This is a genomic window from Aeromonas mytilicola subsp. aquatica, from assembly GCF_044336385.1.
GTDB lineage: Bacteria > Pseudomonadota > Gammaproteobacteria > Enterobacterales > Aeromonadaceae > Aeromonas > Aeromonas rivipollensis.
Genome location: NZ_CP172298.1, coordinates 1083078 through 1097243, shown reverse-complemented (window position 1 = coordinate 1097243; position 14166 = coordinate 1083078). Strand labels below are relative to the sequence as shown.

Sequence of the window (14166 nt, the reverse complement as noted above, 5' to 3'; positions counted from 1 at the left end):
GCCATGGATGCCAGTCTGCTTTCCCCCCACCTGTTACCCGACGACCAGCTCACCCGTGACAACTGCAAGGAGTATCTGAGCCGCTTCCTTGTCTGGCTGCACGAGCGCTTCGATGCCGGCGACAACATCATCGAACTGGTGGCCACCCGCTCCGAATACATGGATGCGCTGCTGACAAGGCTCTGGCACAAGTTCGGCTTCGACAAGACCAGCCTGACCCTGATCGCGGTGGGCGGCTATGGCCGGGGCGAACTGCACCCCCACTCCGACATTGACCTGCTCATCCTCTATGAAGGGGACGAGCTGGACGAAGTGCTGGGGCTGCGCATCGGCGAGTTCATCACCTTGCTGTGGGATCTCAAACTGGAAGTCGGGCAATCGGTGCGCAACGTGAGCGAGTGCATCGAGCAGGGCCGCAGTGATATCACTGTCGCCACCAACCTCATCGAGGCGCGCTACATCACCGGGCACCAGGCGGGGTTCGAGCAGTTGCAGGCCGCCACCCAGCCCCAGCACTTCTGGCCGAGCGAGGCCTTCTTTCGCGCCAAGCGCGAGGAGCAGAGCCTGCGCCACCAGCAGTTTCTCGGCACCGCCTACAAGCTGGAACCCGATCTCAAGAGCAATCCCGGCGGCCTTCGGGACATCCAGACCCTGGCCTGGGTCGCCCGCCGCCACTTCGGCGCTACCACACTGTTCGAGATGACCAGCCACGGTTTTCTCAACCGGGCCGAGTACCGCGAGCTGCTCGACTGCCAGAACTTCCTGTGGAAGGTGCGTTTCGCCCTGCACATGGCCATCAACAAGGGGGATAACCGCCTCTTGTTCGATCGCCAGCGCACCGTGGCCCAGATGCTGGGTTTCGAGGGGGAAGGCAACGGCCCGGTCGAGCAGATGATGAAGCGCTTCTATCAGACGGTCAGGCGGGTGGCCGAGCTCAACGAGATGCTGCTGCAGCTGTTTGACGAGGCGATCCTCGGCAACACCGCCATGGATGTACGCCGCATCAGCGACGAGTTCCAGCTCCGTGGCCGCCTCATCGATGCGGTGGACTCCGAGCTGTTTGGCCGCGACCCCGCCGCCATACTGCGGCTCTTCTACCAGATAGCCCAGCACCCGGACATCGCCGGCATCCACTCCGCCACCCTGCGCCAGCTGCGGGAGGCAAGACGCACCCTCAGTTGCTGGCTGCAGGACTTGCCCGAATGTCGTCGTCTGTTCATGGCGCTGCTGCGCCACCCCAACGGCATCGGCCAGCCCCTCACTCTTATGCATAAGTACGGGATCCTCGCGGCCTATCTGCCCCAGTGGAACCTCATCGTCGGCCAGATGCAGTTCGACATGTTCCACGCTTACACGGTGGATGAGCACACCCATCGCCTGCTCCAGAACATCCATCGCTTCCCCAACCCGGCCAGCCGCCAGACCCACCCGCTCTGCCACGAGGTGTTCACCCAGTTGCGCAAGCCGGAGTTGCTCAGCATAGCCGCCCTGTTCCACGACATCGCCAAGGGACGGCGGGGGGATCACTCCGAGCTCGGCGCCGTCGATGCGCTGGAGTTCTGCCAGTTGCACGGGCTGGATCGCTACGAGAGCCGCCTGGTGGCCTGGCTGGTACGCCATCACCTGCTGATGTCGGTCACCGCCCAGCGCCGCGACATCTACGATCCCGAGGTGGTCACCGACTTCGCCCACAAGGTGCGCGACGAACTGCACCTGGATCTGCTCTATTGCCTGACCGTGGCCGATATCTGCGCCACCAACGACACCCTGTGGAATGACTGGAAAGGCACCCTGCTGCGGGAGCTCTACTTCGCCACCCAGAAGGCGCTGCGCCAGGGGCTGGAAAACCCGCCGGACATGCGCCTCAAGATCCGCGAGAACCAGCGTCAGGCCAGGCAGATACTGGCCCAGCGCGAGGTGCCGGAGGAGGCAGTCAGCGCCCTCTGGAATGATTTCAAGGCCGACTATTTCCTGCGCCACAGCCCGGAGCAGATCGCCTGGCACTGCCGCAAGATCATCGCGCACGGCGACAACCCGGCCCCCCTGGTGCTCATCGGCAAGCACCCCATCCGGGGCGGCAGCGAGGTGTTCATCTATTGCCGCGACACCCCGAATCTGTTTGCCACCGTGGCCTCGGCGCTGGATCAGAAGAACCTCAACATCCACGACGCCCAGATCATGAATTCCCGCAACGACTATGTGCTGGACACCTTCATCGTGCTCGAGCCCAATGGCGAGCCCATCAGCCCCAACCGCACTGCCACCATCAAGAAGGCGCTGGAGAAGGCGCTGCAAGAGCCGGGCAAGCTGGTGCTGCGCAACAAGCCCCTGTCACGGCGCCACCGCCAGTTCAGCGTGCCGACCCGGGTGGTCTTCCTGCCCCGCACTTCACCCACGAAGGGGGAGAGCCGCCACACCCTGCTGGAGCTGACCGCCCTGGATACCCCGGGCCTGCTGGCCCGCATCGGTGCCGTCTTCCAGCAGTGCGGCATCGAATTACATGCCGCCAAGATCACCACCATAGGCGAGCGGGTAGAAGACTTCTTCAGCCTCACCACCCTCGAAGGCGAGCCGCTGAACCAGGCCGAACAGCAGGCGCTGGAGGAGCGACTGGTCAATCAGCTCAACCCGCAGGAGCAGGGGGATGAGGAGGGGCGATAAGACCCGGGAAAGGCTTCACAAGACGCCGTTTATCGTTCTGATTTATCAATCAGAACAAGTGGTTGGGCCACTCAAGTACAATAAACCGCCTTTCTTTTGAAGAAATCGGCCAGAGCCCTTAAAAACGATTGGAAAAGTGTGATACAACAAACAGAATTTTTTAAAGGAAACCTGTCATGACCCAGTTGCAACAGACCATCGAAGCGGCCTTCGAGCGCCGTGATTCCATCACCCCCGGCTCCGTCGATGCCGCCACCAAGGCCGCCATCCTGGAGGCCATCGATCTGCTGGACTCCGGCAAGGCCCGGGTCGCCGAGAAGATTGCCGGTGAGTGGGTCGTCCACCAGTGGCTGAAGAAGGCCGTGCTGCTCTACTTCCGCATCAATGACAACGGCATCATCAAGGGCGACGACGCCCAGTACTACGACAAGGTTCCCCTCAAGTTCTCCGACTACACCGCCGAGCAGTTCAAGGCGGCGGGCGTGCGCGTGGTGCCGCCGGCCACCGCTCGCAAGGGCTCCTTCATCGCCCCCAATACAGTGCTGATGCCCTCCTATGTCAACATCGGCGCCTTCGTCGATGAAGGCACCATGGTCGATACCTGGGCCACAGTGGGCTCCTGCGCCCAGATCGGCAAGAACGTGCACCTCTCCGGCGGCGTCGGCATCGGCGGCGTACTGGAGCCGCTGCAGGCCAACCCGACCATCATCGAGGACAACTGCTTCATCGGTGCCCGTTCAGAAGTGGTTGAAGGGGTGATCGTCGAGGAAGGTTCCGTCATATCCATGGGCGTCTTCATCGGTCAGTCCACCCGTATCTATGACCGCGAAACCGGCGAGATCCACTATGGTCGCGTGCCGGCCGGTTCAGTGGTGGTCTCAGGCTCCCTGCCCTCCAAGTGCGGCAAGTACAGCCTGTATGCCGCCGTCATCGTCAAGAAGGTGGATGCCAAGACCCGTGCCAAGGTCGGCATCAACGCCCTGCTGCGTTCCATCGACGAGTGATCGACCAGCCATCATGGTAAAAGGGGCCTTTTGGGCCCCTTTTGATTTTGGCGTTCCTGTCACAGGCAAGCCACTGTGACTCGGTTAAGATAGATGGGTCAGGATCGTTTCAAACCGAGGAAGCCCGATGTACGAGAATCTGAAGAGCCTGGGGATCCAGGAGCCCACCTCAGTGGACAGCTATACCCTGCGCCAGGAAGCCAACCACGACATCCTCAAGATCTATTTCAAGAAGCAGAAGGGAGAGTTCTTCGCCAAGAGCGTCAAATTCAAGTATCCCCGTCAGCGCAAGACCATGCTGATAGACTCGGGCACCCATGAGTACAAGGATGTCACCGAGATCAACGCCAACCTCAAGTACGTGGTGGATGAACTGGATAACCTGACCCAGGGCGTACACGTCGAGATCGATCAGGACATCAAGCAGAAAATCCTGCGTGACCTGCGCCATCTGGAAAAAGTGGTGCAGAACAAGATAAGCGAGATAGAGCGGGACCTGGAAAAACTCTAGGCAGTTTCCCCCCCAGCACAAGGCGCCATCAGGCGCCTTTTTTAATGCCGATGCACAGGGATATGCCAACGCCCTCCCCCCGGATCTGCTTGGTCCCTCGCCCAGCGGGCTGACAAGCGCCCAGCAAAAAGGGAGGCTTGCGCCTCCCTTTTCAAGAACTCTGATATTCAGGCAACAGGATTAGTTGCTCTTCATCCAGATGTCCATGTCGGTTTTCAGGTTGTCGGACTTGGTACCGAAGATGGCCTGCACACCGGAGCCAGCAACCACCACACCGGCGGCGCCCAGCTTCTTCAGACCAGCCTGGTCAACCTTGGCCACATCCTTCACGCCGACACGCAGACGGGTGATGCAGGCATCCAGGGAGGCGATGTTCTCTTTACCACCGAAGGCAGACACCAGGGCAGCAGACATCTCGTCTTTGCTTTGACCAACTGTCTCTTCGGCAGCTTCGTCTTCGCGACCCGGGGTTTTCAGGTTCATGGCACGGATCACCACGGTGAAGACCACGTAGTAGATGACGGCGTAGACCAGACCCAGACCGACCAGCAGCAGCATGTTGTCGGCACGGGGCGATTGCACCACGAAGTCGATGAAGCCGTTAGAGAAAGTGTGACCGTGTACGACACCCAGGGAGTTGGTCAGGACGTAAGCCAGACCGGCCAGCAGGGCATGAATCGCATACAGTACAGGTGCCACGAACAGGAAGGAGAATTCGATAGGCTCGGTGATACCGGTCAGGAAGGAGGTCAGGGCAGCGGAGGCCATGATACCAACAATCTTGGCGCGGTTTTCCGGCTTGGCAGCGTGAGCGATGGCAAACGCAGCAGCAGGCAGACCGAACATCTTGAACAGGTAACCACCGGCCAGTTGACCGAAGCCGTTACCGGCAGCGCGGGAAGCGTCATCAGCAGTCAGGAAGCAGGTCATGATGCCGTGTACGGTTTCGCCAGCGGCGTTGACACAGGTACCCGCCTGATAGAAGAAGGGGACGTTCCAGATGTGGTGCAGACCGAACGGGATCAGGGAGCGCTCGACCACGCCGTAGATACCGAAGGCCAGTACCGGGTTCTGGTTGGCAGCCCAGTCGGAGAAGGCCCCGATGGCACCACCGATCGGCGGCCAGATGAAGGAGAGCACAACACCCAGGCCGATGGAAACGAAGCCGGTGATGATGGGCACGGCACGCTTACCGGCGAAGAAGCCAAGGTACTCGGGCAGCTGGATCTTGTAGAAGCGGTTGAACGCCCAGGCAGCGACACCACCGGCGAGGATACCCCCCAGCACACCGGTATCTATGCTCTCGACGCCCATCACAGGTGCCATGACCTTCAGGGTCGCGACCATGATGCCGTAGCCGACGATGGCAGACAGACCGGATACACCGTCGTTATTGGTAAAGCCAAGTGCCACGCCGACGGCGAACAGCAGGGCCATCTGGCCAAACACTGAACCACCGGCCTGCTCCATCAGCTGGGAGACAATTTCCGGCAACCAGCTGAAGTGAGCAGCGCCCACCCCCAGCAGAATACCTGCAACGGGCAAGACCGATACGGGCAGCATCAGCGCCTTACCGACCTTTTGCAGATTAGAGAAAGCATTTTTTAACATGTGTGCGCTCCTGAATGGATTTTTTTCCGTCAACGACTCAGTGCAGCTATAGATGACGACCTTCTTCATCTGACGTTGTACTGGATGCGTTTCCCGGGTTGCTTATTTTGACCAACAGAATATAACCCAGCAGCTTTTAAAATGCCTGCACCGCACCCAAGGGAATAATAAATTTGGAGGAGAGATCACAAGATAATTAAATAAGGGGGAGGGAGGGAATCTTGAATATTATTTCGTATTGTTATAGTCACGCGGCAAAAAGAAAAGAATCACTTCAAAATAAATCACAGAGAAACGATACAATACCAAAGGAAACTTATTGTAACTCAATGTAACACATTGATGTTTTATATTATCCAGTCTACCGATTAAAAAGGCCTCCAACAAGGGAGGCCTGAAATAAATATTAGTCTACATATATTCAGTCATTCAGTTTTTTTGTGAACGCTTCACCGCATCAATAAAGACAGATTTCGCCTTGGTTGAACCGGCACGCTCGGCTTCACTCACGAGCTGCATCGCCTTGTCGATGTCCCCGGCCTTGACCGCTTTCTCGATCTGGCTGTTGTAGAAGGTCTCGGTCTCGCTCAGCATGGCGGGGGCCGGTGTGCTGGGGGTCGCGGCAACAGCGGCAGTAGTCGCAGCCACGGCCGTCGTGGCCGGCTTGGCCTGACTCATCGCGACCTTGTCCGAATACTCGGGCTTGAACACGGCTTCCAGGCCCTGCCCCTTGGCCATGTCGACGACCTCGAGTTGCAGCAGGCCCCAGGGGGAATGTGGGATGACGGGATCCTTGATATCCGGCTCGACAGTGCCATTGGCACGGGCAAACGCCTTGGCGGGATGCAATATGGTGGTGCTGCCGGACAGCTCGTCGGCCGGGGCATAGATCACCATGTAGGTTTCGGTCGCGGGATTGCCCGGCATGCTGCGGTCCACGAACACCTTGCCTTCGATCCTGTCATTGTCGAGCAGGTGGGCTGGCTGATACGTGAAGACAGATTCACCCAGCACGCGGGTTACCTTGAACTGGGCATCCAGCATGATCACCTTGGGCACGAGTACCGTCTTGCTCACCTGGGAGGCCAGGGTGATGGCCAGATTGCCGGTATTGGCCGGCAGACGATAGGCGGCAAAATAGCTCATCCCCTCGTCAAACTGATAGCTGGGTTGCTTGCCATCCAGAGTCAGCAGCGTGTCCCCCTCCGGCAGGGAGACATAATTGAATTCGTTGAATGCCTTGCAGCAGCTCGTCGTCTGAGCGAGTGCCTGCTTGGCCTGGTCGGCATTGCTCAGGATGGAGGCGTGCTCTTGCACGGGCACTACCATGCTACCGGAACAACCGGCCAACAGCGCGGTAACCACGGCCGCGATAGACATCTTTACCAGTTTCATTCTTCTTATCTCCATAACCCGGTTGCCAAATCCTGCTAAACAAAACTGCCCCCATCAGGGGGCAGTGACTAACTTAACTGAAGATATTGCTTACCACCAGGCTTCTGCCTGGACGCCAACTTGCCAGGTGTCATCGGAGGTGCCACTTTCGAAGCTGTTCTTGCTACCGGAGCCATCGGCTTCGGTATCAGCCAGATAGGAAGCGAACACGCGGATTTCAGGACGGGCCCAGAAGCTGGAACCGGCAGACCAGGCCTGGGCCAGGGTCAGCTTGTAACCGCCATCCTTGTCGCTGCCACCACTGGTGTAGCTGGTCTTGTCTTTGAAGATACCGCCTTCAAAGATGGTCTTGTTGAAGTCATCCCACTTGTACATAGGACGGACAACGGCGGAGAAGGTTTGAGTCTCGTCGTGACCACTCCACATCTCGTTGCCTACACCGTAGACCAACTGGTGACCCATCTCCCAGGAGTTGCCCATCGGGATGACGCCCCAGTTGATGATACGGTAGCCGTCGGCACCGCCCTTGGCTTCGGCACCGTACCAGGAGCCGTCACCGTAGTAGGCCATGGTCTTGGAGTAGCCTTCGGTACCGTACTGCAGCACAGTCTTGTTGAAGCCGCCAAAGATGCCCTGGGTCAGTTCGGCAGTCAGCATGACGCCGTCTTTCATGTTGTCGTTTTTCAGATCTTTCTGGGCTTCGGTCTCGTTGACGATGGCATAGTCAACGCCCAGTTCCAGAGAGCCGTCTTGCCACAGCGGGATACCGGCATAACGCAGGTCCAGAGTGTTGACGTTCAGATCTTCATTCTTCTGATAAGTCGGATCACCGTTGGCATCTACACCGGTCTGGGTGTACTGACCGAACACATCGGCCGCGCTGCGGTCGTTGCGAACCCAGGCGAAGGAGACCTTGCCAGGACCAGCCTGGATGCCTTCGATACCGGCGCCGGCACCGGAGATGTTCCAGTAGTAGAAGTCAGAGATGTGGATGTCGTGACGTTGGTAGTAACGCTTACCGGCCCAGAGGGTGGCTTCCGGTGCAAAGCCCAGCAGGCCCTTGGCTTGTACGTTGAACTGACGCAGTGCGAAATCGGAGTCGCCGTTGCACTGTTTGGCGTCGAAGTTACAGACGGTACCTGTGCCTTCCCAGTCATTGGAACCGTTGGATGCCATGGCAAACATGGAATCTACATAGAAAGTCTTGCCATCTTTGTTGAAGACTTCCTGACCCAGTTGCACTTCGCCGTAGGTATCATTTTCGTTACCCAGACGGCCAACCTTGTTGACGTTGTATTTAACCATGTCCCCGTCACCGGAAACACCAACACCTGAACGGAAGTAGCCGTGGAAATCAACGGCGAAGGCGGCTTGAGAAGCCAGGGCAGCGGTTACTGCTGCTGCAATCGGGAGCCACTTTGCTTTCATTTTCATTTTCCTTATTCCCGCTGGGAGTGTGATCCTGATATTCAAGTTCTTATCACTGAAAAACGTTTCAGCGATAACCGGGGTCGATTATATGTAGCCAATTTCGCGACAAACATGAGCTGATTCACAAAACGGTGACAAATCGCGCGCCCCCACCCCTGAGGACGCATATCAAGATAAAAAAAGCAAAAACAAGCAATAAAACACCAACAATAACCCACAAAAAGAAAAACAAAGCCAAAGAAAGCGCTTTCAGCTATTAATTTGCGATGAAGATTAAGTGAATAATCAGTCACGCCGTGACGAAAACATGATTGAAATCGCTTTCAGTGCGGAACTTTTAATTTTCTGATGTGTCGCCGTTCTGATGAATATGGGTCTGAGGAATCCGATCTGACGGGGGAAAATAACCCGATAAAATGCGGGATATATTTCAAGGAAGGTTAAGTGAGTCCCAAAATAACACTCCCCCGTCAGCACGCTCACGGGAGAGAAATTTAAAATACGAAGGCAATCCGGCTAGAGTCTATTTTCCCAGCTTTTCAACCAGGCCAGCGCCGCGACCTCAGGCTCATCTTCCAGTGTCGCGTCTATCTCAAGGCGTGGTACCAGGGCGTCGGCGGCCAGCTCCTGCAGCAGCTCATCGAGCCTGCGTCCGGCACCGCAGAAGTGTTCATAGCTGCTGTCCCCCATGGCGATGAGGGCATAACGCCATCCCTTCATATAAGGAGCGCGATCGGCCAGGGCCGTGGCGAAGGGTTGCAGATTGGGAGGAATATCCCCCTGCCCCGTGGTGGCGCTGACGATCAGCAAGAAGCGGGATGGGTCTATGTCGGTCAGCTCGGCTTCGTCGAAGAGCTGGCAGACATGCCCCTGGGCTTGCAGGTGATCCCGCAGTGTCTCGGCCACCAGCATGGCCGAGCCGTAGACGGTGCCGACCAGGATATCGATGTCGGCCATCAGCAACTCCTCGAACGAAGGAGAGGGCCCGACTCTGGCATCATGCCCGGAGTCTTGGCCCCGGACAGGGTCTGGGTGCGCGGGGTTGCTGGCGGGGTATCTCGTTGAGCCATAAGTGGTTCCTCTGACGGGCGTGGCCTACAGCATGCCACAGCCCGGTCAGAGGCAACAAATGATGACGGGTATCAGGCGCCGTAGTCGCTCTCGCTGGCGGGCCACCCCAGCCTGGCGAACAGGCTCAGCACTTCCGGGCCGAGTGGCGCCTGGATCCGCATCGGCACCTTGAGCACAGGGTGCTCGAAGCTCAAGCGGTGGGCGACCAGCAGCAGCCGCTCGCAGCCATAGTGCTCGCGAAAGAAGCGATTATGCCGGCCATCGCCGTGGGTGGTGTCACCGACTATGGGGTGGAACAGGTGATCCAGATGACGACGCAGCTGATGCTTGCGACCCGTCTTGGGGAAGAGCCGAACCAGACTGTAGCGGCTGGTAGGATGCTTCTTGGAGACGGCGTGGGGCAGCTCGACCTGATGCAGACGACTGAACGTCGTCACCGCCTCCTGGGCGGGGCGATCTGGGCTGCTCATGGCATCGGCTATCTTGTCCAGCTGCTCCTTGAGGGGATAGTCGATCAGCCCCTGCTCGGGGGCCCAGCCCCGCACCAGCGCCAGGTACTCCTTGTGTACCCGACGGGCGGCAAAGGCCTCGGTCAGGGTCCGGGCCACGGCGGGATCGAGGGCAAACAGCAACACCCCTGAGGTGGGCCTGTCGAGCCGGTGCACTGGGTAGACGTGACGCCCCCCGATAAGATCCCGGGTCATCTGCATGGCGAAACGGGTCTCGGCCTTGTCGAGCCAGCTGCGATGCACCAGCAGGCCCGACGGCTTGTTGACCGCCACCAGCCACTCATCCTGATAGAGCAGGGTCAGTTTCATGCCGCCACCCGGGTATCGCCAATGAAATACGCCGCGGCCAGGGCCCTTGGCTGGGCAGGCATGGGATTGATCATTGCTCCACCACTTTTCCGGTCAGCAGCAGATCGAAACGACCGATGAGGCGCAGCAACCCGGCTACCTCGGCCAGCTCGTCCTTGTAGACTTCGCTCGCCATGGGATAGAGGGATACGCTGGTGGGCAGCGGCGCCTGCAGCAGCACCAGTTGCTCCATGCGCGGTATCAGCACGAACTGCAACCATTGATCGAAGCTCAGGGTATCGACGCAAAACGGCAGCTCGCTCGCCAGCGCCTCGGCCCCCGGATGCTCGGCTTGCCAGCGTTCGAGGCGTTGCAACTCGGCGGTGAGTTCACCCAGCAGACCGGCGACCAGCAAATATTGATTCATCTCGTCCTCTTCCTCGTCTCGACGATCATCCCGCTGCCAGAGGGCAGGGATCCCGTCTTCTTCAAACACGCGTGCCAAAAAGGGGCGTTACTATACACCGCCCCCGGGGTGGCTGCCATGCTGCCATCACTTTCATGGCCCGCACCTGCACCACTGGCTATCTGATGCAGCCTCCTTATAATCGCCCGCATCACATTTAGCCGGATGCCTTCATGTCTGCCATCAATACCCTGACCGAATTCCTGACCCAGGCCGAGACCCAGTTCCAGCTGTTCGACATGGGCCGCCAGGTGCGCCCGCTGGCGAGCGATCTCTTCGTTCGCATCGAACAGCAGCAGGAGCCCTACCCCTGGCCACTGCAACAGCATGCCTGGCTCGGCGTGCACTTCTTCCAGCCAGCCGAATCCAGGCACTACCTCTGGTTCCTCAAGTTTGCCCTCGACGAGCATGGCCTGCTCATCGCCAGCGGCCCCAAGCACTTCATGGATCAGGTGGTCGAGACCCTGGGCTACAAGCTCACCGGCGATCTGGATGAGGAGAAGGCGCAGCGACTGGCCGACAATCCCTACACCTTCCGGCCGGCCGAGGCCAAGATGGCCAGCCTGCATGCCAAGCTGGCCCGTCAGCTGGAGCAGGCGCCTTCCGCCTACTACGAGGCCCTCTGCCACTACCTGGCGGCGCCGGGGGAAGAGGGGTGGCAGGCCCTGGGGCTGCAAGGCTTCGCCGATCTGGCGGAGCGGCTGCAGGATGAACGCAATCTGGCCCTGGTGTGCAAGGCGCTGCCAAGGCTGCCTCAGGAGCCGCTCTACGCCCTGTGCCAGAGCCTGGAAAACGCCCCCCTGCCCCCGGCGCTGCAAGGTGCCCTGCTCGAGCGCATCGGCAAGGAGCAGGAGTGCGCCGACCCCAGTGCCGAGACCCTGGCCTACCTGTGCCGGGCACTGGCCTCCTGCTCAGGCAATGCCTTGCGCAGCAACAAGTTGCTGACCCTGCTGCACACCCGACCGAGCCCGGCCCTGCTGCTCGCCATCGCAGGCCGTCTCTGGCCCGATCTGAAAAACCCCGAGCTGCTCGGACTGTTTCTGGAGCAGCTCGCCCTGCAGCCCACCCAGTTCTTCAATCAGGTCTTTGCCGAGCTGGTGACACTGCCCGCCCTGCGCAATGATATGCTGGCAAGACTGCGTGACCCCGAGCGCAGCGAGGCCCTCGGCCAGGCCATAGGCCGACTGTTCGCCTCGGTATAACCACTCTAGGTGGGGCTGTGCTTTCCCGGGGAAGCATGGCCCAGGCCATACATCACAGAAGGAACCCGCTGATGGGAGAAATGCTTGGAATCTTGCTGCTGGGAGCCATCGGCTGGGCCTTCTGGCAACAGCGCCGCCAGGCGGAGCTGGCCTGGCAATATATGCGGCGCTACTGCCAGCATCACGATCTGCAACTGCTGTCGCTGGCTCGCACCCATCGCGCCCTGGGGCACAGGCCCCTGCGCCTGCTGACCTATTACCAGTTCGAGTTTTCAAGCGACGGGGAGAGTCATTACCAGGGTCAGCTCTGCATGCAGGGCTTGCATGTCGCCGGGGTCGAGCTGCCGCCCCATCGCCTCCCCTCCTAGCCCATAAGGGCAAGGCCGTGGCGGCTGGCTATAATTCTCGACAATCGCCCTTCAAGGAGACACGAGATGGAATTGCTGACCCATGACATGCCTGCCCTCTTCGCCCAGCTGGGCCTGGCCAATGACGAGATAAGCCTGCATCGCTTCATCCGCGAGCACCATCTGGACAACCAGACCCTGTTGCCAGAGGCCAGCTTCTGGAGCCCCTCCCAGGCCGTGTTCCTGCGCGACGCACTCTGGAACGACTCCGACTGGTCCGAAGCCATCGATCAACTGGACGTGATGCTGCGTCAGGCAAACTGAGCGGCCCGCGTCCCCCGCTTTCCCGAGGGCCGGGGTTTGAGCTTTGTGCCACTGATTCAGATCTCAATCGCCCTGGCTTCCCCCACCTCAACAAACTGAGCCTACCCCCTTGGCGCCGCTTTCCTGATGGACAGGCTTTGATTAAGCTCTGTGCCACCATCCGCAAGCAGCAAGACAGCAGCGCAGGAGCCAAGATGTCAGCCCAAGAGATCATCCAGATAGCCAACGAACTGAGCGCCAGGGGGATCACCCCCTCCACCGCCATGGTCAAGGCCCGCCTCAGTCACCCCGTGCCCATGGCCGAGTTGCTCAAGGTGTTGAGCCAGTGGAAGCAACAGCCCCAGTCGGCAGACCCAGCCCCGGCCAGCGCACCCGCCGCTGCCGCCCCGGCCCAGGCCATCGATTTGCAACAGCTGAGCGAGCAGCTCAACCGTCTCGAGCAGAAGGTCGATCGCCTGACCGCCCTGCTGCTCAAACAGCAGCAGGATTGATGCCTCCCCATGTATATCCTCGAACTCAACTTTGAATGCTACCGTGACACCTCCCTCGGCGAGGCCGAGCCGGCCATAGTCAACTACCTCGACATGCTGCGCTACCAGGGACAGATCCTGGGACGGGAGTTTCCCACCAGCATGCAGGATGGTGGCTTCGTCAGCCGGGTGGTCTGCCCGGAGCAGGACAGCCTGCACCCGGACAACCAGAGCGAGCAGGTCGCGCTGGCCGAACAGGGCCTGCACCAGGCGGGGCTGCTGGCCCCCAAGCCCCATCTGCTCGGCATGGATCTGCTCTCCGACAGCACGGATCCTTGCGGCCAGGAGGGAGAACGGCCAAGCTGGATGCTGCTCTACACCAGCTTTGTGCACACTTGCTCCCCCCTGCGCTGCGGCGATCATTTCGCCCCCATTCCGCTCTACTGTCTGCCCGCCATCGCCAACGGCGACCACAAGCAGATCATCAAGTGGCAGGAGGATTGGGAGGCCTGCGATCAGTTGCAGATGAACGGCTCCATCGCCGAGCACGCTGTGCTGCAAGAAATCAGCGAGGTGGGCAGCCGCCTACAGCGCCGGGGCAGCGATCTGGCCAGACGACTGGAGGGGCTCTGCGGGATCCCGACTTACTACTACCTCTATAGGGTCGGCGGCCTGAGCAAGGCGGCGGAGTTGGCACGCCCCTGCCCAGGCTGTGGCGGCGACTGGGCACTGGCAGCCCCATTGCACGAGATCTTCGACTTCAAGTGCGATCCCTGCCGGCTGGTCTCCAACCTCTCCTGGGACTTCAAGGACTAGCTCCTGCGCCGTTCCCCCATGAAAGAAGGGCCTTGCAATCTGGCAAGGCCCTTCTCGTTC

14 protein-coding genes are annotated in these 14166 nt (G+C 59.6%); 8 read left to right on the top strand and 6 right to left on the bottom strand.

Features of this window, described 5'->3' with window-relative positions:
• Positions 1-3: 3 nt before the first annotated feature.
• From glnD to ACFWHB_RS05320, 3 genes are all read left to right on the top strand, one after another.
• The gene (gene glnD, locus ACFWHB_RS05330; RefSeq protein WP_395949619.1) at positions 4-2661 is read left to right on the top strand and encodes a bifunctional uridylyltransferase/uridylyl-removing protein GlnD; all 2658 of its coding nucleotides are present in this window, start codon (positions 4-6) and stop codon (positions 2659-2661) included.
• A gap of 176 nt (positions 2662-2837) precedes the next feature.
• Positions 2838-3665 carry a 2,3,4,5-tetrahydropyridine-2,6-dicarboxylate N-succinyltransferase gene (dapD, locus tag ACFWHB_RS05325; protein ID WP_005330795.1) on the top strand — a complete coding sequence of 276 codons (828 nt, stop codon included), beginning with the start codon at positions 2838-2840 and terminating at the stop codon, positions 3663-3665.
• A gap of 127 nt (positions 3666-3792) precedes the next feature.
• Entirely contained in the window at positions 3793-4176 is a 384-nt protein-coding gene (locus ACFWHB_RS05320) for a DUF3461 family protein (protein WP_005330793.1), read from the top strand.
• Positions 4177-4356: 180 nt separating this feature from the next.
• On the opposite strand, the gene ptsG is transcribed toward ACFWHB_RS05320, so the two are convergent.
• The 6 genes from ptsG to ACFWHB_RS05290 form a co-directional block, all read right to left on the bottom strand.
• Positions 4357-5787, bottom strand: coding sequence for a PTS glucose transporter subunit IIBC (gene ptsG, locus ACFWHB_RS05315; RefSeq protein WP_005330791.1), 1431 nt, complete (start codon positions 5785-5787; stop codon positions 4357-4359).
• A 429-nt stretch (positions 5788-6216) separates the two neighbouring features.
• The gene (locus ACFWHB_RS05310; RefSeq protein ID WP_395949618.1) at positions 6217-7182 is read right to left on the bottom strand and encodes a MalM family protein; all 966 of its coding nucleotides are present in this window, start codon (positions 7180-7182) and stop codon (positions 6217-6219) included.
• A 90-nt stretch (positions 7183-7272) separates the two neighbouring features.
• Positions 7273-8610, bottom strand: a complete 1338-nt coding sequence (locus ACFWHB_RS05305) for a maltoporin (protein ID WP_025327924.1) — start codon at positions 8608-8610, stop codon at positions 7273-7275.
• Between the two features lie 519 nt (positions 8611-9129).
• The gene (locus tag ACFWHB_RS05300; protein ID WP_163147693.1) at positions 9130-9570 is read right to left on the bottom strand and encodes a flavodoxin; all 441 of its coding nucleotides are present in this window, start codon (positions 9568-9570) and stop codon (positions 9130-9132) included.
• A 185-nt stretch (positions 9571-9755) separates the two neighbouring features.
• Entirely contained in the window at positions 9756-10502 is a 747-nt protein-coding gene (truC, locus tag ACFWHB_RS05295; protein ID WP_395949616.1) for a tRNA pseudouridine(65) synthase TruC, read from the bottom strand.
• A gap of 70 nt (positions 10503-10572) precedes the next feature.
• On the bottom strand, positions 10573-10908 hold the full coding sequence (locus ACFWHB_RS05290; RefSeq protein WP_106886065.1) for a YqcC family protein: 336 nt from the start codon (positions 10906-10908) through the stop codon (positions 10573-10575).
• 212 nt (positions 10909-11120) lie between these two features.
• Between ACFWHB_RS05290 and ACFWHB_RS05285 the strand changes: the two genes are divergently transcribed.
• From ACFWHB_RS05285 to ACFWHB_RS05265, 5 genes are all read left to right on the top strand, one after another.
• Positions 11121-12149, top strand: a complete 1029-nt coding sequence (locus ACFWHB_RS05285; protein WP_163147691.1) for a DUF3549 family protein — start codon at positions 11121-11123, stop codon at positions 12147-12149.
• Positions 12150-12220: 71 nt separating this feature from the next.
• Positions 12221-12517: a DUF3301 domain-containing protein gene (locus ACFWHB_RS05280; protein ID WP_234569137.1), complete on the top strand. Its 297-nt coding sequence runs from the start codon at positions 12221-12223 to the stop codon at positions 12515-12517.
• 66 nt (positions 12518-12583) lie between these two features.
• Positions 12584-12820 carry a DUF2789 domain-containing protein gene (locus tag ACFWHB_RS05275; protein ID WP_025327930.1) on the top strand — a complete coding sequence of 79 codons (237 nt, stop codon included), beginning with the start codon at positions 12584-12586 and terminating at the stop codon, positions 12818-12820.
• Positions 12821-13014: 194 nt separating this feature from the next.
• A complete protein-coding gene (locus tag ACFWHB_RS05270; protein WP_139745747.1) occupies positions 13015-13311 on the top strand; it encodes a hypothetical protein in 297 nt (98 codons plus the stop codon).
• Between the two features lie 9 nt (positions 13312-13320).
• Positions 13321-14106 (top strand): Zn-ribbon-containing protein, encoded by a 786-nt coding sequence (locus ACFWHB_RS05265; RefSeq protein WP_395949615.1) that lies wholly within the window; start codon positions 13321-13323, stop codon positions 14104-14106.
• Positions 14107-14166 lie beyond the last annotated feature (60 nt).